General features: G+C 69.6%; 16 protein-coding genes. 8 read left to right on the top strand and 8 right to left on the bottom strand.

Annotated features, from left to right (window positions below; translation table 11 throughout):
- Window position 1: 1 nt before the first annotated feature.
- On the bottom strand, window positions 2-676 hold the full coding sequence (locus CP981_RS24320; RefSeq protein ID WP_085924771.1) for a TetR/AcrR family transcriptional regulator C-terminal domain-containing protein: 675 nt from the start codon (window positions 674-676) through the stop codon (window positions 2-4).
- Window positions 677-713: 37 nt separating this feature from the next.
- On the opposite strand from CP981_RS24320, the gene CP981_RS24315 reads away from it, so the two are divergent.
- On the top strand, window positions 714-2,276 hold the full coding sequence (locus CP981_RS24315; protein ID WP_085924772.1) for an FAD-dependent monooxygenase: 1,563 nt from the start codon (window positions 714-716) through the stop codon (window positions 2,274-2,276).
- Window positions 2,277-2,412: 136 nt separating this feature from the next.
- Here CP981_RS24315 and CP981_RS24310 read toward each other — a convergent pair whose 3' ends face one another.
- Both CP981_RS24310 and CP981_RS24305 read right to left on the bottom strand, forming a co-directional pair.
- A complete protein-coding gene (locus CP981_RS24310; protein WP_085924773.1) occupies window positions 2,413-3,810 on the bottom strand; it encodes a GntT/GntP/DsdX family permease in 1,398 nt (465 codons plus the stop codon).
- Between the two features lie 74 nt (window positions 3,811-3,884).
- Window positions 3,885-4,403 carry a gluconokinase gene (locus CP981_RS24305; protein ID WP_085924774.1) on the bottom strand — a complete coding sequence of 173 codons (519 nt, stop codon included), beginning with the start codon at window positions 4,401-4,403 and terminating at the stop codon, window positions 3,885-3,887.
- 131 nt (window positions 4,404-4,534) lie between these two features.
- On the opposite strand from CP981_RS24305, the gene CP981_RS24300 reads away from it, so the two are divergent.
- Window positions 4,535-5,236 (top strand): FadR/GntR family transcriptional regulator, encoded by a 702-nt coding sequence (locus CP981_RS24300; RefSeq protein ID WP_085924775.1) that lies wholly within the window; start codon window positions 4,535-4,537, stop codon window positions 5,234-5,236.
- A 34-nt stretch (window positions 5,237-5,270) separates the two neighbouring features.
- Here CP981_RS24300 and CP981_RS24295 read toward each other — a convergent pair whose 3' ends face one another.
- Entirely contained in the window at window positions 5,271-5,483 is a 213-nt protein-coding gene (locus CP981_RS24295) for a hypothetical protein (protein ID WP_085924810.1), read from the bottom strand.
- Between the two features lie 472 nt (window positions 5,484-5,955).
- On the opposite strand from CP981_RS24295, the gene CP981_RS24290 reads away from it, so the two are divergent.
- Window positions 5,956-6,411, top strand: a complete 456-nt coding sequence (locus CP981_RS24290) for a hypothetical protein (protein WP_085924776.1) — start codon at window positions 5,956-5,958, stop codon at window positions 6,409-6,411.
- 127 nt (window positions 6,412-6,538) lie between these two features.
- A complete protein-coding gene (locus tag CP981_RS24285) occupies window positions 6,539-8,464 on the top strand; it encodes an LVIVD repeat-containing protein (RefSeq protein ID WP_085924777.1) in 1,926 nt (641 codons plus the stop codon).
- Here CP981_RS24285 and CP981_RS24280 read toward each other — a convergent pair.
- Window positions 8,440-10,038 (bottom strand): acyl-CoA mutase large subunit family protein, encoded by a 1,599-nt coding sequence (locus CP981_RS24280; protein ID WP_085924778.1) that lies wholly within the window; start codon window positions 10,036-10,038, stop codon window positions 8,440-8,442. The two genes, CP981_RS24285 and CP981_RS24280, sit on opposite strands and share 25 nt — an antisense overlap.
- Before the next feature lie 101 nt (window positions 10,039-10,139).
- Here CP981_RS24280 and CP981_RS24275 point away from each other — a divergent pair, with 101 nt between their 5' ends.
- Entirely contained in the window at window positions 10,140-11,042 is a 903-nt protein-coding gene (locus tag CP981_RS24275) for a L,D-transpeptidase family protein (protein ID WP_425282158.1), read from the top strand.
- A 260-nt stretch (window positions 11,043-11,302) separates the two neighbouring features.
- Here CP981_RS24275 and CP981_RS24270 read toward each other — a convergent pair whose 3' ends face one another.
- The 3 genes from CP981_RS24270 to CP981_RS24260 all read right to left on the bottom strand — a co-directional run bounded on the left by CP981_RS24270 (window position 11,303) and on the right by CP981_RS24260 (window position 15,435).
- Window positions 11,303-12,343, bottom strand: a complete 1,041-nt coding sequence (locus tag CP981_RS24270; protein ID WP_085924780.1) for a hypothetical protein — start codon at window positions 12,341-12,343, stop codon at window positions 11,303-11,305.
- A complete protein-coding gene (locus tag CP981_RS24265) occupies window positions 12,343-13,134 on the bottom strand; it encodes an RNA polymerase sigma factor (protein WP_425282157.1) in 792 nt (263 codons plus the stop codon). The genes CP981_RS24270 and CP981_RS24265 overlap by 1 nt, the downstream gene beginning before the upstream one ends.
- 576 nt (window positions 13,135-13,710) lie before the next feature.
- On the bottom strand, window positions 13,711-15,435 hold the full coding sequence (locus CP981_RS24260) for a beta-N-acetylhexosaminidase (protein WP_208852974.1): 1,725 nt from the start codon (window positions 15,433-15,435) through the stop codon (window positions 13,711-13,713).
- Window positions 15,436-15,670: 235 nt separating this feature from the next.
- Here CP981_RS24260 and CP981_RS24255 point away from each other — a divergent pair, with 235 nt between their 5' ends.
- From CP981_RS24255 to CP981_RS24245, 3 genes are all read left to right on the top strand, one after another.
- Window positions 15,671-16,369: a 2-oxo-4-hydroxy-4-carboxy-5-ureidoimidazoline decarboxylase gene (locus tag CP981_RS24255; protein ID WP_425282156.1), complete on the top strand. Its 699-nt coding sequence runs from the start codon at window positions 15,671-15,673 to the stop codon at window positions 16,367-16,369.
- A gap of 204 nt (window positions 16,370-16,573) precedes the next feature.
- Complete coding sequence (gene sdhC / locus CP981_RS24250; RefSeq protein ID WP_085924814.1) at window positions 16,574-16,954, top strand: succinate dehydrogenase, cytochrome b556 subunit; 381 nt, start codon at window positions 16,574-16,576, stop codon at window positions 16,952-16,954.
- A 6-nt stretch (window positions 16,955-16,960) separates the two neighbouring features.
- Window positions 16,961-17,446 carry a succinate dehydrogenase hydrophobic membrane anchor subunit gene (locus CP981_RS24245; RefSeq protein ID WP_085924781.1) on the top strand — a complete coding sequence of 162 codons (486 nt, stop codon included), beginning with the start codon at window positions 16,961-16,963 and terminating at the stop codon, window positions 17,444-17,446.
- Window positions 17,447-17,465: the final 19 nt, after the last annotated feature.

Raw genomic sequence — 17,465 nt, 5'->3', positions numbered from 1 at the left:
CTCAACTCCGCGGTTCCGTACGGGCTGTCGCCTCGATTCCGGCGATGATGAGGCGCAGCCCGGCCTCGAAGTTCCGCTCGATGTCGCCGAACATCTCCTCGCCGGCCGCCTTCGCCAGCGGATGGCCCGTGCCGATCTGCTCCGCGCGCAGTTCCATGTCGTAGGCCGGATCGCGGTGCTGCGGCGCACCGGGGTCCGGATGGACCGACTGCTCCTCGATCACCAGGCCCATGGTGAAGTTGTAGACCGTCCACCACGCCTGCGCCGCCTGTCGCAGCGTGAAGCCCGCGCCGGTGAGCAGGCCGAGGAGATTCTCCAGCGGCCCGGAAAAGCTCGTGTCGGTCATCCGGGTGCCGCCGAAGACCTTGCCGCCGTCGCGGTAGCCGAGGAGTTCGCGGCGCATGCCCCGGCAGGTGTCGCAGAGGGTCTCCTGCCAGGTCCGGCCGGCACCGGCCGCCTCGCCCTCCCCCCTCCACGACACGGTCATCCGCCGGAACATCTCGGTGGCCATCTCGTCGAGCAGCTCCTGCTTGTTCTTGAAGTGCCAGTAGAGCGCGGGCGCCTGAACGTTCAGCTCCTTGGCGATGCGCCGCAGGGTGAGCCCGTCGAGGCCGACCTCGTTCAGCAGCCGCAGAGCGGTGTCGACAACCTGTCGCCGGTCGATACGCGAAACCATGTTGACAACTTAACACCGTTAAGGCCATGCTCGGAACATGGAACTTAACAACGTTAAGGAGCCCGCCGGTGTTACGGGCGACCTCCCCACGACCGTCGACGTACTGATCTCCGGAGCCGGCCCGACCGGCCTCGCCCTCGCCATCGACCTCACCCGACGCGGTCTGCGCGCCCTGCTCATCGAGCGGCAGGACCGCCTCTCGCCCGGCGCCCGCGGCACCGGAGCGCAGCCGCGCACCCTGGAGGTCTACGACGACCTCGGGGTACTGGACGCGATCCGCGCGGTCGGCGGGCTCTACCCGACGGTGGGCTTCTGGGAGGACGGCAAGATCGCCCGGACCGCCGAGATGATCGAGCGGGTCGCCCCGACACCCGCCAGGCCGTACACGAACACCCTGATGGTGCCGCAGTTCCGCACCCAGGAGGTGCTGCAAGCACGGCTGCGGGAGCTCGGCGGCACGGTGCTCCTCGGCACCGAACTCACCGCGTTCACCCAGGATGCGGAGGGGGTCACGGCCACGCTGCGCGGCTCCGACGGGGTGCAGCGCAGCGTGCGCGCCGCCTATCTGGTCGCCGCCGACGGCGGGCGCAGCACCGTACGCCGGGCGCTGGGCATCGGGATGAGCGGACCGTCACTGCCCCCGGGCGCCGCGGTGCTCGCCGATGTCCGGGTGGACGGCCTGGACCGGGACCACTGGCACCGCTGGGTCCGGCCGGACCACCGGTTCGTCGCCCTGCTCCCGCTCGCCGGCACCGACTACTTCCAGACCATGATGATGACCCACTCGACGGACACCTCGCCCGAGGCGGTCCGCGCCGAACTCGCGGCCCACACCGACCTCGACGCCGGGCAGATCCGCGAGGTCCTGTGGTCCTCCCTCTACCGCCCCAAGGCGGGCCTGGCCGACGCCTACCGCGACGGCCGGGTCTTCCTGGCCGGCGATGCCGCGCACATCCATTCCCCGGCGGGCGGCCAGGGCCTGAACACCAGCGTCCAGGACGCCTACAACCTCGGCTGGAAGCTCGGCCAGGTGCTGCGCTACGGCGCCCCCGACACCCTGCTCGACAGCTACGAGGCCGAACGCCGGCCGATCGCCGAGGGCATCCTCGACACCAGCACCCGTTTGCACCGCTCCGGCTCACTGCGCCGCGGCCGCGAGCTGCACCAGCTCGGCATCGGCTACCCCGACAGCCCGCTGACCCGGGAGCTGCGCACGGACGTCCCCGAGGGCGTGCCCCGCGCGGGCGACCGGGCCCCCGACGCCCCGTGCACCACGGCCGACGGCACCCCCACCCGGCTCTTCGACGCCTTCCGGGGCCCGCACTTCACCCTGCTCACCCTCGGTGCGACCGACCTCGACACCAGCACGCTGCCGGCCGATCCGGCGCTGCTGCGCCTCGTCCGCGTCGGCGGCCCGGACCCCGATCTGGTCGACACCGACGGCCATGTCCGCGACGCCTACGGCAGCGACCCGGCCGTTCTCCTCATCCGCCCCGACGGCTATCTCGCCCTCGCCGCACCGGCCGAGGACGCGACGGCGCAGGTGGCCGCGGCCCTCGCGGCCTGCGTCGGCACCGCCGTCCCGCAGCCGGCCGGCTGACCGTATGCGCACGAGGCCGTACCAGCGGATGTCCGCTCGTACGGCCTCGTGCCGGGGACAGGCGCCCGTGGGGGGTGTGGCGCCCGGGGCGGCGATCCGCCCGGAAAGAACAGCGGCCCGACGCCGGACCGGGGCCCTACAGGACCAGCGACAACAGCAGGACGCAGACGATCCCGACCACCGAGATCAGCGTCTCCATCACCGACCAGGTCTTCAGCGTCTGGCCGACGTCCATCCCGAAGTACTCCTTGACCAGCCAGAATCCGGCGTCGTTGACATGGCTGAAGAACAGCGAACCGGAGCCGATGGCCAGCACCAGCAGCGCGGCGTGCGGGGTGCTCATCTCCGCGGCGAGCGGGGCGACCAGCCCGGCGGCGGAGATGGTGGCGACGGTCGCGGAGCCGGTCGCGAGCCGGATGGTGACCGCGATCAGCCAGGCCAGCAGCAGCGCGGAGAGGTGCCAGCCCTTGGAGACGTCCATGATCATCTGGCCGACAGCGGCGTCCACCAGCGTCTGCTTGAAGCCACCGCCCGCACCGACGATCAGCAGCACCCCGGCGATCGGGCCGAGCGACTTCTCGACGGTGGCGGCGATCCGGCCCCGGGTGAATCCGGCCGCCCGGCCGAGCGTGAACATCGCGACGATGACGGCGGTGAGCAGGGCGATCAGCGGCGAGCCGATGACGTCGAAGACCTTCTGGACCTGGTGCCCGGGGTTGTCGACGACGATGTCCACCAGCGCCTTGGCGAGCATCATCACCACCGGCAGCAGCACGGTCGCGACGGTGATCCCGAAGCCGGGCCGCTTCTCCAGGTCGTCGGAGGCGCGCTCGGGCACCAGGTTCTCGGGCGGCTGGATGTCGACCCAGCGGGCCGCGTAACGGGAGAAGACCGGGCCGGCGATGATCGCGGTCGGGATGGCGACGACCACGCCGAGCGCGAGCGTCACTCCGAGGTTCGCGCCGACCGCGTCGATCGCCACGAGCGGCCCGGGGTGCGGGGGTATCAGCCCGTGCATGACGGAGAGTCCGGCCAGCGCCGGGATGCCGATCCGCATCAGCGAGAAGTTGCCGCGCTTGGCGACCAGCAGCACCACCGGGATCAGCAGCACGATGCCGACCTCGAAGAAGATCGGCAGCCCGACGATCCCGGCGATCAGCACCATCGCCCAGGGCATCGCCTTGCGTCCCGCCTTCGCCAGGATCGTGTCGACGATCTGGTCCGCACCGCCGGAGTCGGCGAGCAGCCGGCCCAGCACCGCACCGAGCGCGATCAGTACGCCGGTGCCCGCGACCGTCGTGCCCAGGCCCGCCGAGAAGCTGGTGACGGTCTTGTCGAGGGGTGCACCGGCCACCGCGCCGAGCACCAGCGAGCCGATGATCAGCGACAGAAAGGCATGCAGCTTGAACTTGGTGATGAGCAGGACGATGACGGCGATGCCGGCCAGGACGGCGATGCCCAGCTGCGCGTGACCGGCCGTGGTGATCGGCTCGGCCGCGTCCGCTGCGAGCATCTCGACGCTGAGATGTGTCACGGCGATTCCCTTGGTTCGACGGAGGGGGAAGGGGGTGCTGCGTTACCTGTGGGGGGAGTTGGGGTGAGGGGGGCCTAGTCGCCCGCGACGTCCCTCGCGCGCAGTGCGGCCACCGCCCGCCCGGCGATCTCCTGCGGGGAGCCGGACACCTCGACGAGGACACCGGCCTCGTCGGGCCCGAGCGGTTCGAGCGTGGCGAACTGGGAGTCCAGCAGCGCGGTCGGCATGAAGTGGCCCGTGCGCCCGGCCATCCGCTCCTCGATCAGCGCGCGCTCACCGGTGAGGTGCAGAAAGACGAGGCCGGGGGCGGCGGCACGCAGCCGGTCGCGGTAGGCGCGCTTGAGCGCGGAGCTGCTGACCACCCCGCCGTGCCCGGCCCGTTCGCGCGCCCAGGCTCCTATGGCGTCCAGCCAGGGGCCCCGGTCGGCATCGTCCAGCGGGCGGCCGGCCGACATCTTGGCGATGTTGGCCGGCGGATGGAAGTCGTCACCCTCGGCGTACGGGACGCCCAGTGCGTCGGCGACCAGCGGGCCGATCGTGGTCTTGCCGGTGCCGGCCACGCCCATCACGACGATCACGTCGGGGGTGCTCATCCCGTGGTACCTCGCTGTCTTCATCGACCTCGTGCGGCCCCCACTGAAACCCATTAGGTACGACGTATTCAAGAGCCTGTGATGCAAACGTCATACTTAATTCGCCGAGACCGGGAACGTAGGCTTGCCCCATGGAAAACGAGGGGAAGGGACTGCACGCCCGCGTGCTGGAGTCCCTCGGTCCCGCGATCACCGCGGGCGACTACCCTCCGGGCACGATCCTGCGTACGGACGAGCTGGAGCAGCGCTTCGACGTCTCACGCACGGTCATCCGCGAGGCGATCCGGGTACTGGAATCCATGCAGCTGGTCGCCTCCCGGCGCCGGGTGGGAGTGACCGTCCGCCCCACCGAGGAGTGGAACGTCTACGACCCGCGGGTGATCGGCTGGCGGCTGGCCGGCCGGGACCGCCCCCGCCAGCTGCGGTCCCTGACCGTGCTGCGCTCGGCGATCGAACCGGTCGCCGCGGGCCTGGCCGCCCGGCACGCCACCCCCCAGCAGTGCGCCGAACTCACCGAACAGGCCATGGGCATGGTCGCCACCTCACGCGGCCAGCAGCTCGACGCCTACCTCGTCCACGACACGGCCTTCCACCGCGTCGTCCTGACCGCCTCCGGCAACGAGATGTTCGCCCGCCTCGGCGATGTGGTCGCCGCCGTCCTGACCGGCCGCACCCAGCACCATGTGATGTTCACCGACCCCGACCCGGCCGCGGTCACCCTCCACGTACAGGTCGCGGAGGCCGTACGAACCGGCGACGCGGCACGCGCGGAGTCACTCACCCGCGAGATCACCGCCGGCGCGATGGCCGAACTGGACGTCCTGGCGCCGTAATTACCACCCGCGGCCGGCTGCCTGCCTGCCTGCCTCAGAACAACGGCTGCTGACCCGGCATCGGCGGCTCCTCCGGATCGAAGAGCTTCTCCGCCGGGGCCATCATCGGCGCGATCCGCCGCGAGCCCGGACAGGAAATCAGCTCCAGCACCGTCCGCCGCCCGGGCGGGTCATGGCGGGCAAAGCGCCCGCCGACGACGGCGATCTCTCGGGTGCAGATGGGGCACGCGCGGCGGGGTGACAACATGCCCACAGTCTGACGCAGCCCGCCCCGGGACTCACAGGCTGCCGGCGCCTGCGGGGCGAGCGGGCCGGGCTCCGGGTGCACCGCGGCCGCCGGCGACGCGTGTCCCCCACTTTCGGCACTCGCACCCGACCAATAAGCAGGAGACCCACCAGTTTCGGCCCCCTGTGGGGGACCACCGAATTGGCCAGGACTCAACGTCATCTGAAGTTCGATGACGTACTGAAGCGGCCCCTCCAAGTTGGTCGTTGCAGGTCATAGGCGAGGCCATTTCAGAGCATCGTTCAATGTAAAACCAAGCGGCGATCAGTTCCAGCCGTCACGGCGTTCCAGAAAAACGTCACTGCCGGCCCACCGTCGGATGACGGGCGAGAAACCGCAGCACCGAGCCGGATAGACCGATCACCGCAGGGGTAGGCAGGCACGCGAAGATCTTGGTGCACACAGCACACCAAAAGGATCCGGAGGGAATTTCATGACCTTCAAGAACATCTTCGACAGCGGCGGGAATGAAGCCAAGTCCGCCGAAGATTCCGCACAAAATGTCAATGAAAAAATTCCCGGCGCTTGGCCCGAGCGAGAAGGCGTCGATCCGGAGCTCTACGACGGAATTCCCGAAGCCGCGCGCGACCCGAAGATTATCCGCGAGACATCGCCTGAGGCACTCGCCGTAATGAACAACTTCCTCGCCCCCCTGTTCAAGAACACCCAGACGGCAGCCACCAAGCAGCGGGAAGCCAGCGAAAACCCCGAATCGACATCCGACATGGCGTCTTCGGCCAAGGATGAGGCATTCAAGAAGGTGGAGGTGGAGATCAGGGACGAAGACCAGCCAAAGGCCGGCGACGAAAGGCTGGAAGAACTGAAAAAGGAAAACCAAAAGTCGGCCAAAAACGTCAAACGGCGTAGCGATGGTTCGGTCGAGTGGTGAGGGCCGAGTAGCAACGGCCCCGCTCGGCAGCCTGACGACTTCTCATTCGGTCACGCCAGGCTGGAAACCACTCACACACCATCACTGAAAAATCACTGAGTTCTGCTACGCAGGGAGGCTGGAAGACATGGGCGGCGCCACCAAAAACAACGTGAGTACCACTCATCTGGGCGAACGGTTCATCCGCCACCCACTGACCGGGCGAAACCTGAAGGAGCTCGAAATCGCCGACAAGACCGCTGCCATCCTGGAGCGGAACAAGGACAAACTGATGAGGAAGGCCGAGAAGAAAACAGCAGAGGGGAAGGACCGGTATATCGCCCCCACCGGGTTCTCCTTGAACAAGGGCCGATTCGGCGACTTTCCCGATGGGGAGGATGCGGCACACCAACGCGGGTGGCGCGCCTATATGACGGTGGGTGTACCGCTCATCGAAGAACGAAGCGACATTGCACAGCCCCCTCCTGACGTGATCTCCAAGCAAACGTACGTCAATCGAACCGACCCCATCCCCATGGATTGGTCGCACACTGTCGAATTCTCGATTTCGAACACCATCAGCTGGTCACTCCAGGGGCAGGTGCAGCTCACTTTCGGGGCGAAAACCACTGCATCACTGCAGCAGCAACTGCAGAAGAGCATGGCGATGAACCAATCCGAGAAGACTACCCTGAAGAACAGCAAAGACAATCAGGGCGTTGACGCAGAGTCTCAGTCACAAACGACGAGTACGACAACAGCCACGAGTACCGCAACGGGCACCGGGGAATTGTCGGCGCAGCTGATGCTTGGGATCACTGCTTCTGTCAGCGGTTCGTTGACCACTGCGTTCAAAACATCGTCCACGCTGAGTGGGAAAATCGGCAGCCGGGTAGACGTCCTGGCCACGCAACGACGTCAGGTGCGGAGGTTCGACTACGAATTCCCTATCTCCTTTGGCGGGTGGGTCGCTTTGTATTACCCCGAGCCAGTAGAGGTCAAGGAGACCAGTCCAGAGGGCCCACAAGCCAAGGAACCGAAATACTCCAAGGTGATTGCATGGAAGCTCGGCGGGACTGAGACCGCTACCGCTACGGAGGATTTCGACTTGACCGATAAAGGCAAGCCGTTTACGCAAAAAGGGGAAGCCGAGCTCGTTTCCACCCTCGCCGGGGTGCACGAGGTATTCGAGCTTGAAAAACTTGACTTCGATATGAAGCAACACCCTCTTCACAAGGGCGGCAGCGAAGAGCAAGAGAGCCCGAAAGAGGCTCCCTTCGCGCTCGCCACCGGGCTGGGGACGGCCGATGGCCTCGCGCTGGACCTGGAGAACCAAAAGGCGTACGTCACCGAGCGGTACAACGGCGGCAAGCTGCACAAGGTGAATCTCGCCAACGGCAACCCGGACTGGGTCTTGGAGAAGCTGGGCGAAGTCAACGATGTGGCGCTGGACCTGCCGGGCAACAAGGCCTACGTCGCCGACTACAGCGGCAAGCGCCTGATCAGGGTGAACCTGTCCGACCGCGCCACCTCCCCGGTCACGGGCACCGAGGGCGTCGGAGCGTACGGCGTTGCGCTGGACCTCCAGGGCAACAAGGCCTACGTCGCCGACTACGACGGCGGGAAGCTGATCGAGTACGACCTGAACAGCGAACCGGCGAAGAAGCTGCGCACCTGGGACGTTCCGAGGGCCGCCGGAGTAGCGCTGAACGGGGGCAAGGCGTACGTCGGCCAGTACGACCGCAACGGGCTGTACGAGGTCGACCTGACGGCAGACGGCAACGCACCGCAGACCGTGGCCACCAATCTCGGGTACAGCGTCCGCGTAGCGCTGGACGGCGCGGTCAACGCATACGTCTCCGATACGAGCGGCAGCAAGCTGCATGAGGTCGTCGTGGCTGACGGCGAGGCCAAGGGCCGTCAGCGCGTGGTGGCCGAGGGGCTCGGCACGGTCTGCGGCCTCGGGCTGGACCGCGAGCACGGCTTGATCTACGTCAGCAACCGGCAGGGCAAGCTGTGGCGGATCTCCGGCGTGCTGCCCGACGCCGCTCAGAACGCATCCGTCGGCACATAAGTCCCCCACACCCCCCGCAGCGCCTCGCACACCTCGCCCAGCGTTGCCCGGGCGCGCAGTGCCTCGCGCATGGGGTAGAGGACGTTGTCGGTGCCCTCGGCGGCCTTTCGGAGGTCGCCGAGGGTTGTGGAGACCGTGCGCTGGTTGCGGCGGGCCCGCAGGGTGGCGAGGCGTTCGACCTGCTGGGCCTCGATGGCGGGGTCGACGCGCAGCGGCTCGTAGGGCTCCTCCTCGTCCAGCTGGAAGCGGTTGACGCCGACCACGACGCGCTCGCCGGCGTCCGTCTCCTGCGCGATGCGGTAGGCGTTGCGCTCGATCTCGTCCTTCTGGAAGCCCCGCTCGATGGCGGCCACCGCGCCGCCCATGTCCTCGACCCGCCGCATCAGGGCCACGGCGGCCTCCTGCACGTCATCGGTCATCGACTCGACGGCGTAGGACCCGGCGAACGGGTCGACGGTGGCGGTCACATCGGTCTCGTACGCGAGCACCTGCTGGGTCCGCAGCGCGAGCCGGGCCGACTTGTCCGTGGGCAGCGCGATGGCCTCGTCGAAGGAGTTGGTGTGCAGCGACTGGGTGCCGCCGAGCACGGCGGCGAGCCCCTGGACGGTGACCCGGGCGAGGTTCACCTCGGGCTGCTGGGCGGTGAGCTGCACGCCCGCGGTCTGGGTGTGGAAGCGCAGCATCATCGACTTGGGGTTCGTGGCCCCGAACTCCTCCCGCATCACCCGGGCCCAGATCCGGCGCGCGGCACGGAACTTGGCAACCTCTTCGAGCAGCGTGGTGCGCGAGACGAAGAAGAAAGAGAGCCGGGGCGCGAAGTCGTCCACATCCATGCCGGCGGCAACGGCCGTCCGTACATAGGCGATGCCGTTGGCGAGCGTGAAGGCGATCTCCTGCGCGGGCGAGGCACCCGCCTCGGCCATGTGGTAGCCGGAGATGGAGATGGTGTTCCACCGGGGGATCTCGGCCCGGCAGTACTGGAAGATGTCCGCGGTCAGCCGCAGGGACGGCTGCGGCGGGAAGATATAGGTGCCCCGTGCGATGTATTCCTTGAGCACATCGTTCTGGATGGTCCCGTTCAGCTGACCGGCCGCCACCCCTTCCTCCTCCCCCACCAGTTGGTAGAGGAGCAGCAGCAGCGCGGCGGGTGCGTTGATCGTCATCGACGTCGACACCTTGTCCAGCGGGATGCCACCGAGCAGCACCCGCATGTCCTCGACGGAGTCGATGGCCACCCCGACCTTGCCGACCTCGCCGGAGGCGATCGGGGTGTCCGAGTCGTGCCCCATCTGCGTCGGCAGGTCGAAGGCGACCGACAGCCCCGTCGTGCCGTGGGCGATCAGCTGCCGGTAGCGGGCGTTGGATTCACGCGCGGTGCCGAAGCCGGCGTACTGCCGCATCGTCCAGGGCCGCCCGGTGTACATCGACGGATAGACCCCCCTTGTGAAGGGGTAGGCGCCGGGCGCGCCGAGCCGGCGCTCCGGGTCCCAGCCGTCCAGCGCCGCCGGCCCGTACACAGGCTCGATGGGCAGACCGCTCTCGTTGTGCCGCACACTGCCCGACTCGTGCGCCATGGGGGTACGCCTCCCAGTGGGTGACCGGTTCGTCCGGGTTTACGCCTTGCTCACAGCATGCCCGCAGGTTCGCCGCCGCGCAGCACTGGGAAGAGTCACCGATGGCCGGTCGGGCCGCCGAGATCCGGGGGTTGCGCATGCAGCGGAGCAGGGGAAGACGTACGGCGCCGGCGGTGGCCGCGGTGCTGGTGGTGGCGGCGTTCGCAGTGGGCTGCCGTCCGGTGACGGTGACCGGGGCCGGCGCCCCGGACAGCAAGGGCGTCCGCTACGCCCCCACCACTCCCGCTCCTCCACCCCTCGGCCGCCACATGCCACCCGCCCGGCACGCCACCAAGCCGCGCCCCGCCCACACCCCGCACCCCGCAAGAACCCCCAGACCACTGATGGCGCCGGGCTCGCGCGGTGCGCAGGTCCGCGAACTCCAGGCGCGGCTGGCCCAGCTGGGCCTGTTCGGCCGCACCCCGACGGGCTACTACGGCTCGGTCACCACCACCGCGGTCCGCGCCTTCCAGCGGCGGCAGGGCCTGCCCCGTACGGGCACCGTGCAGCCCGCGACCTGGCGTGCCCTGCGCAAACAGACCGGCCGGCCGTCACGGACACACCTCCACCCGCCCACCGCACAGCCGATCGGCGTCCCCGATCCGCGCTGTATGAGGGGCAGGGTGATCTGCATCAGCAAGCGGAGCAACACGCTCGCCTGGGTGGTCGACGGCCGGGTCGTCTCGGCGATGGATGTCCGCTTCGGCTCGCAGTACACCCCCACCCGCGAGGGCACCTTCCACATCACCTTCAAGAGCCGCCATCACTTCTCGACGCTCTACCACACGGCCATGCCCTACGCGATGTTCTTCAGCGGCGGCCAGGCCGTCCACTACTCCGCGGATTTCGCCGCCCACGGCTACCGCGGCGCCTCCCACGGCTGCGTCAACGTCCGCGACAAGAAAGCGCTGGCCCCCCTCTTCAACACGGTCAGACCAGGCACCAAGGTGGTCATCTACCACTGACCCGCACTCAACCAAGGGCAATGGCATTTCTTTGACCGAAGCGAAAATTGCTCCACCCCCACCCCGCGCAACCACATCCGCGAGAGCGGCGCCGGCTTAGGCGCAAGGAGGAGGGAGCGGCGCGGGCAGGGCCGGGGGAACGTGCCCCGCCCGCGCCAGATGCGCTGAGCCGTGGGTACGGGGGGAACCCCGGCTCTTCGCGCAGCCGATGACCAGTCGGCTCATTCAGTACTGCGTCACCGGCTCAAAAAACGTCACACCTACGGGGTGACGGTGTCGCTCGGGGCGGCGTCTCCGGGGTCCGTGGTGGTCACCGAGGGCGTCGGAGCCGGGGTGGACGTACCGGAGCCGGGTGTGCTGCCGGGTGTCTGGGAGGGGTGGGCGTCGTCGTCCTCGTCGCCACCCGAGCCGCCGCTCTGTCCGGTGCCGCCGGTGCCTCCGGTGCCGGCGCCGAAGCCGTCGTCGCTGCCGGAGCTGCCGCCGTCCTGGTAGCGCGCCAGGTAGGTGCGGCAGAAGAGGTGCACCTTGTCGGCGCCGCCGGCCTTGCGTTCGAGGCGGCGCAGCGTGTCGCGGTCCAGGCCGTCCCGTTTACCGGACTCATAGGCCTGGCAGACGGCGAGCAGCACGTTCTTCCGGTCGCCGCTGCCGGGAAGCCCGGTGCTCTTGTGACCGGGTCTCTCGCCGCGTCCGGTGCCGCCGCCGGGGGTGCCGCGGCCGGGCTGCTTGGTGGCGCCGGAACTGCTGCCGGGTGCGGGGGTGTCGGTGGGCCCGGCGGACTTGCCGCCGGGGGTGGGGTCGGGGGTATGCCCCGTGGTGCCGTCGGTCTGGGCGCCGGGTTGGCGGGTGTCGAGCGGCCCGGGGCTCTTGGCGGCGGAGACGCTGGAGGCCGGGTGGGGTTCGGCGCCGCGGAAGGGGCTGGGCAGCACGCCGGTGCCGGCTCCGACGGCGACGCCGCCGATGGCGCAGGCGGCGAGGGCCACGGCGAAGCCGCGCCGGAAGGGGCGGCCGAGGCGGGTGCGTTCGACGGATCCGGTGGCGCGTGCGGTGCGGCCGCTCGGGAGCGGTTCGGCGGCGGCGCGGTGGTGTGCGCCGCGGCGGGCGGCCTGCCGGAACGCGGCGACGGCGGCCTCTTCGCCGGGGAGTTCGGCGGTGCCGGGCGTCTTGGCGCCGACCGCGGCGGCGGCCTTGAGGAGCTGTTCGAGTTCGCCTGCGTCGTCACCGTGCCGGGCACTGACCTGTTCACCGCGCAGCAGTCGCTCCGCGGTGTCCTTGTCGAGCCAGTTGTACCGGTCGTCGGCCATCACATGTCCTTCTGCGTTCGTGCGGCCGTTTCCGTCACACCTGGTACGTACGATTCCGCCATGCCGTCGCGGCGCCTTCTGCCCTGTACGGGCACCCCACTCACCGTTCCACCACCTCGGCGCCGGCCCGCCGCGGGCCGGCCGGTGGGGGTGCCTTCCTGCTGGCCGGCGCCGCCTTCGCCGCCGTCCTGACTGCTGTCCTGCCGGGTGCCTGGGCCGCCGCCCGGTTCCTCGCCGAGGAGTTCGGCGAGCCGTCGCAGTCCGCGGTGTGCGGCGGTGCGTACCGCCCCGGCCCGTTTGCCGAGCACCTCCGCGGCGCTCTTGGCGTCGAGCCCGACCACCACCCGGAGCACCACGGCCTCGGCCTGGTCCTGCGGCAGCCGGGATATCAGCCGCATGGTGCGGCCGGTGCCCAGGGCTTCGAGTGCCTCGCCCGCGGTGTCGGACGCGCCGGGGGTGTCGGCCAGTTCGCTTTCGTCGCCGCCGATCGCGGGGCGGCGGCCGCGCATCCGGATGTGGTCGAGGGCGCGGTTGCGGGCGATACGGGCGGCCCAGCCGCGGAAGCGGTCGGCGTCGCCGCTGAAGCGGGCGAGGTCACGGGTGATCTGGAGCCAGGCTTCGGAGGTGACGTCCTCTACGTCCGGTTCGCTCACCAAGGTCCGTACATATCCCAGAAGTCGGGGATGTACGGCCCGGTAGACGGTACGGAACGCCGCCTCGTCGCCGTCCTGCGCCGCCTGCACGGCCACCGTCAGCCGACGGTCGTCCGGCTGAATGTCGTCCCCTCGCACGGGTCCATCCTGTCGCACGCGGAATGTCCGCCGCCCGGTCCTTGCTGCTTTCTCGCTTACCCGGCCACGTCACCGGCCCGGCTCCGCCTGGGCGCCGGAGCTGTGCCGGCTATCGCCTGCCGTCGGCCACTGGTCGGCCGGAAACCCCCGGTAACCCGGTTGTTCCTGCTGACCGTAACGCGTGCGTCACTGCGCTCCGCACCCGGGAGGGGCACACCGACCGCTCCGGCGGGGCCGGGAACGCGGGCGCGCACGGCTTCGCCGGTGCTCCGGCGACGTGCGTGCACGGATCCATCGGGCACTCCCGGGGAGGACGGCTTTCCGGACCGCGCAAAGCGGCGCGAACAGTGCGCCTACCAGCGCGGATCCGCACGTTACGGGCCTGTCCGGGCCCGCGTCCAGACCACTGGCCGTACCCCTGCCCGTACCCCGTGTGACGCTTTCGCACCGCCTGGCGCTGTATCGGGTAGGGGCCGTAACCGGCCCTTCGCGAACGACGGCCGGGGCCTCTCCTGTGGGGGGTGGCGGCCCCGGCCGTCCTCGTACTCTCACCCGTTTCTTACCGGGTCGGCGTGCTCACACCCGGTCGGCCAGCGCCTTGAAGCCCGTCCAGGACAGGGCGGGCGTCCGCGGGTCCCAGGTCTTCTGCGCCAGTGCCGCCAGCGGCAGCCGGATTCCGGCGGCCACCTGCGCCTGGGTCTGCGCCTGCGCCCGGTCGCTCCAGATCGCGAAGCGCGCCCCGGGAATCCGGTCCGGGCCGGTCATGCTCGCGGGCACCGACACCGGCTGGGTACCGCGGATCACCAGCGGGGTCCAGGTCTCGTAGATCCGCTGGCCGGTCGGGTAGACGAACTGGTTGGGCTCGCCGAGGACGTAGTAGAGGTACTCGTCGTTGAAGTTCATGACGTTGCGGCCCTCGCGCAGGAAGGACGAGGGGTCGCGGTGTCCGCCCTCCTTGCCGGTCCAGTAGTCGACCATCCGGTTCTTGTCCGGGGACACCCGCGGGCTGGAGAAGAAGCCGTCGTTCCAGGCCTCGATCCGGTTCTTGCCCTTCGCCTCCACGGTCTTCTGCCGGTCATTGAGCCAGCCGGTCGTCAGGTCCTCGATGGTGCCGTTGGGCCCGTACTTCTGCCGTGCGGCCTGCGCGAGCTGCGGGTACTTGGTCGCCGGGGAGGACGACATCAGCGCCTGGTACTCGTCGCCGCCCAGGTGCCAGTAGGCCGGGGCGCCCTTGGGGTTGGTGAACAGCTCGCTCATTTCCTTCAGCAGCGAGTCGATCAGCGGGGCCGACTTGGGGTTGGAGATGTCGATCGCGCCGGTGATCACCCGGCCCTGGGCGTTGCGCAGCTGGAGGTTGGGGTAGTGGGCCAGGACGGCGCCCAGGTGGCCGGGTGAGTCGAGTTCCGGGACGACGGAGATGTGCAGGCTGCCGGCGAGCGCGACGATCTGGCGGATCTGGGCCTTGGTGAGATGGTCGGCGGAGACGATCTCGGGGTGGGTGTCGCTCTGGATGCGGAAGCCCTGGTCGTCGGAGAAGTGCAGCTGGAACTGGTTGAGCTTGAGATCCGCGATCTCCCGGATCCGGGCCTCGATCCAGTCCTGGGTGTACGGCTTGCGGGCGTTGTCCAGTGACATGCCGCGCTGCGGACGGCCCGGCCGGTCCTGGATGGTGCCCTCGGGAAGACCGCCGGCCGCGCGGACGGCCTGTTTGACGGTGCGGGTGCCGTAGAAAATTCCGGCGTCGGTGGGGGCCGTGAGAGTGAGCCGGGTGCCGTCGGCGGTGAGGGTGTAGGCCTCGTCGGCGGCGCCCTGGACGGGCACGTTGTTCGCCTGCTGCGCACCGCCCTTGCCCGTGATCTTCACCTCGATGTCGCCCGGCTGCACGGTCTGGTCGCCGTAGACGACGGTCAGTCCGAGGTCCCGGGCCATCCGCTGGGCCTCGTCGGCGACATTGCTCTTCTCGCCGGCCGGTACGACCACCCGGGCCCCCTTGGAGGGCCGCCAGCCCCGGCCGTCGGCCCGGCGGAAGTCCCGGACGGCGGGGATGACCTGCGGCGTCCCGGTCACCGGCGCCCAGGTCGGGGTGGCCCGGGCGGAGGTGGGGTTGACCTTGGCGCTGGTGCTCCCGGGCGTCTCGGTGTCCGCGGTGCCGGAGCAGCCGGCGAGCAGCAGGGCGGCGGCGAGCGCCGCGGCCGGAAGCGCGGACCGGGCCGCCGGGCCCGTGCGCCGCGTCGGCGTCGTCGCGGGGCGCAGGGAGGCCGAGGGCCGCGGGGCGCGCGGCGGCCGCATCGGGTTCGACATCGTGCAATCCTCACTTTTCGGGGCGAAGGCATTGCCAGGTGTGCGGAGCGGGTCGTCCATGGGACGCGCGAAAGCTCTCCCATCCGGGTGAAATTCGCGCATCCGTCGGACAGTGGTCGCCAAGCGTCGTTAGCGTGGCGTCTCCGTTCGTCACCCCCATCACAGGGCTCTCCCGGGTCCGCCGGATACCGCCGGGGGGACGTCGCACACGCACCACCGCCCTACCCGTCGCCGCTTGGTACGTATCCCGGCTTCGGTCCGCTCCTCCCCCAGCTTCCTTCAGTCGCCCGTCCCGCACCTGTCGAACCGACCTATTCGCATCCGTCCGAGGAGGCCCACGCTGTCCGGTGACATCCCGGCCGCCCGGCCGACGACGCTGCGCCCGCCGCAGCCCCCGCGGCGCGGCATATCTTCACGGGTCGGCGGCGCCGCGCTGCCGCACCCCCGCACCGAGGGCATCGGGCTCCTCCGCTTCAACACCCTGCCCCGCGAGGACGCCCTGGCCACGCTCCTGAGCTGCTGCGGCAGCCGCCGCTGGGCCGAGCGGGTCGCCGCGCACCGCCCGTATCCCGATCCGGAGTCCCTGCTCGCCGCGGCCGACGAGGCCTGTTACGACCTGACGGCGGCCGAGCTGGACGAGGCGCTCGCCGAGGAGTCGCTCTCGCCGCAGCCGCTGGTCGGCGCCCGTGGCCCCGGGACGCTGGCCGCCCACACCGCACTGCGCGCCGCGCACGCCGAGTACGAGCGGCGCTTTCGCCATGTCTTCGTCATCTGCCTGGACGGCTACCGCGACGAGGAGCTGCTCGACCAGGTGCTGTCCGGGATCCGCACCCGGCTGGGCAACGAGCCGGACGAGGAGCGGGCGGTCGCCGCGGACGAACTGCGCCGGCTGACCCGCGGGCGGCTGGCCCGGCTCATGGCCTCCGGCTCGTGACGGATCGCGGCTTGTGGCCGGGAACATGACGGTTCGTGCTTGTGTGATAGCCCGTTGGTGCCTGTTTGATCACACCTGAGGACCCCGGCGCAAGGAACCGACAACACGTCGCTACGATGGCCAGGGCCGGTGGACCGTACCCGGCCGGGCCCGACCGACAGAGAAGCCGGCTGGCCCCAATCCCCGCTCCCGGAGGGTTTTTCCGTGCCGGCTGGAACGCTGTACCGCGGCCGGGAAGGCATGTGGTCCTGGGTGGCTCATCGAGTCACCGGCGTCCTCATCTTCTTCTTCCTGTTCGTTCACGTCCTCGACACCGCACTCGTCCGCGTCTCCCCCGAGGCGTATGACGACGTCGTAGCGACCTACAAGACGCCGATCGTCAACGTGATGGAGTACGGCCTGGTGGCCGCCATCCTCTTCCACGCGCTCAACGGCCTCCGGGTCATCGCCGTGGACTTCTGGTCCAAGGGCCCGAAGTACCAGAAGCAGCTGCTGTGGACCGTTGTCGGTATCTGGGTCGTCCTGATGGCCGGTGCCTTCTACCCCGTGCTGCAGCACACCCTGCGCACGCTGTTCGGGAGCTGACGCGAGATGTCTGAAACCACCTCCGCAGAGACCACGGCGGCGGGCGGGCCGGACGGCGTCTCGCTCTACGACGTGGACCACCCGGCCCCGGTCATCGAGCCGCCGCGCAAGCGCACCAAGAAGACCGGGCGCGCCTCCCGTGGCAACTTCGAGATGCAGGCCTGGCTCTTCATGCGGCTGTCCGGCATCGTCCTGGTCGTCCTGGTCCTGGGCCACCTGCTGATCCAGCTGGTCCTCGACGGCGGCGTCTCCAAGATCGGCTTCGCCTTCGTGGCCGGCCGCTGGGCCTCGCCGTTCTGGCAGGTCTGGGACCTGCTGATGCTGTGGCTGGCCATGCTGCACGGCGCCAACGGCCTGCGTACGGTCATCAACGACTACGCACAGCGGGACAACACCCGCTTCTGGCTGAAGATGCTGCTGTACACCGCGACGGTGTTCACCGTCCTTCTGGGCACGCTGGTGATCTTCACCTTCGACCCGAACATCTCCTGAAGCCGGGGCTGACTGGAAC

This window comes from Streptomyces platensis (assembly GCF_008704855.1).
GTDB lineage: Bacteria > Actinomycetota > Actinomycetes > Streptomycetales > Streptomycetaceae > Streptomyces > Streptomyces platensis.
This window is presented reverse-complemented; position numbering and strand designations above follow the sequence as displayed.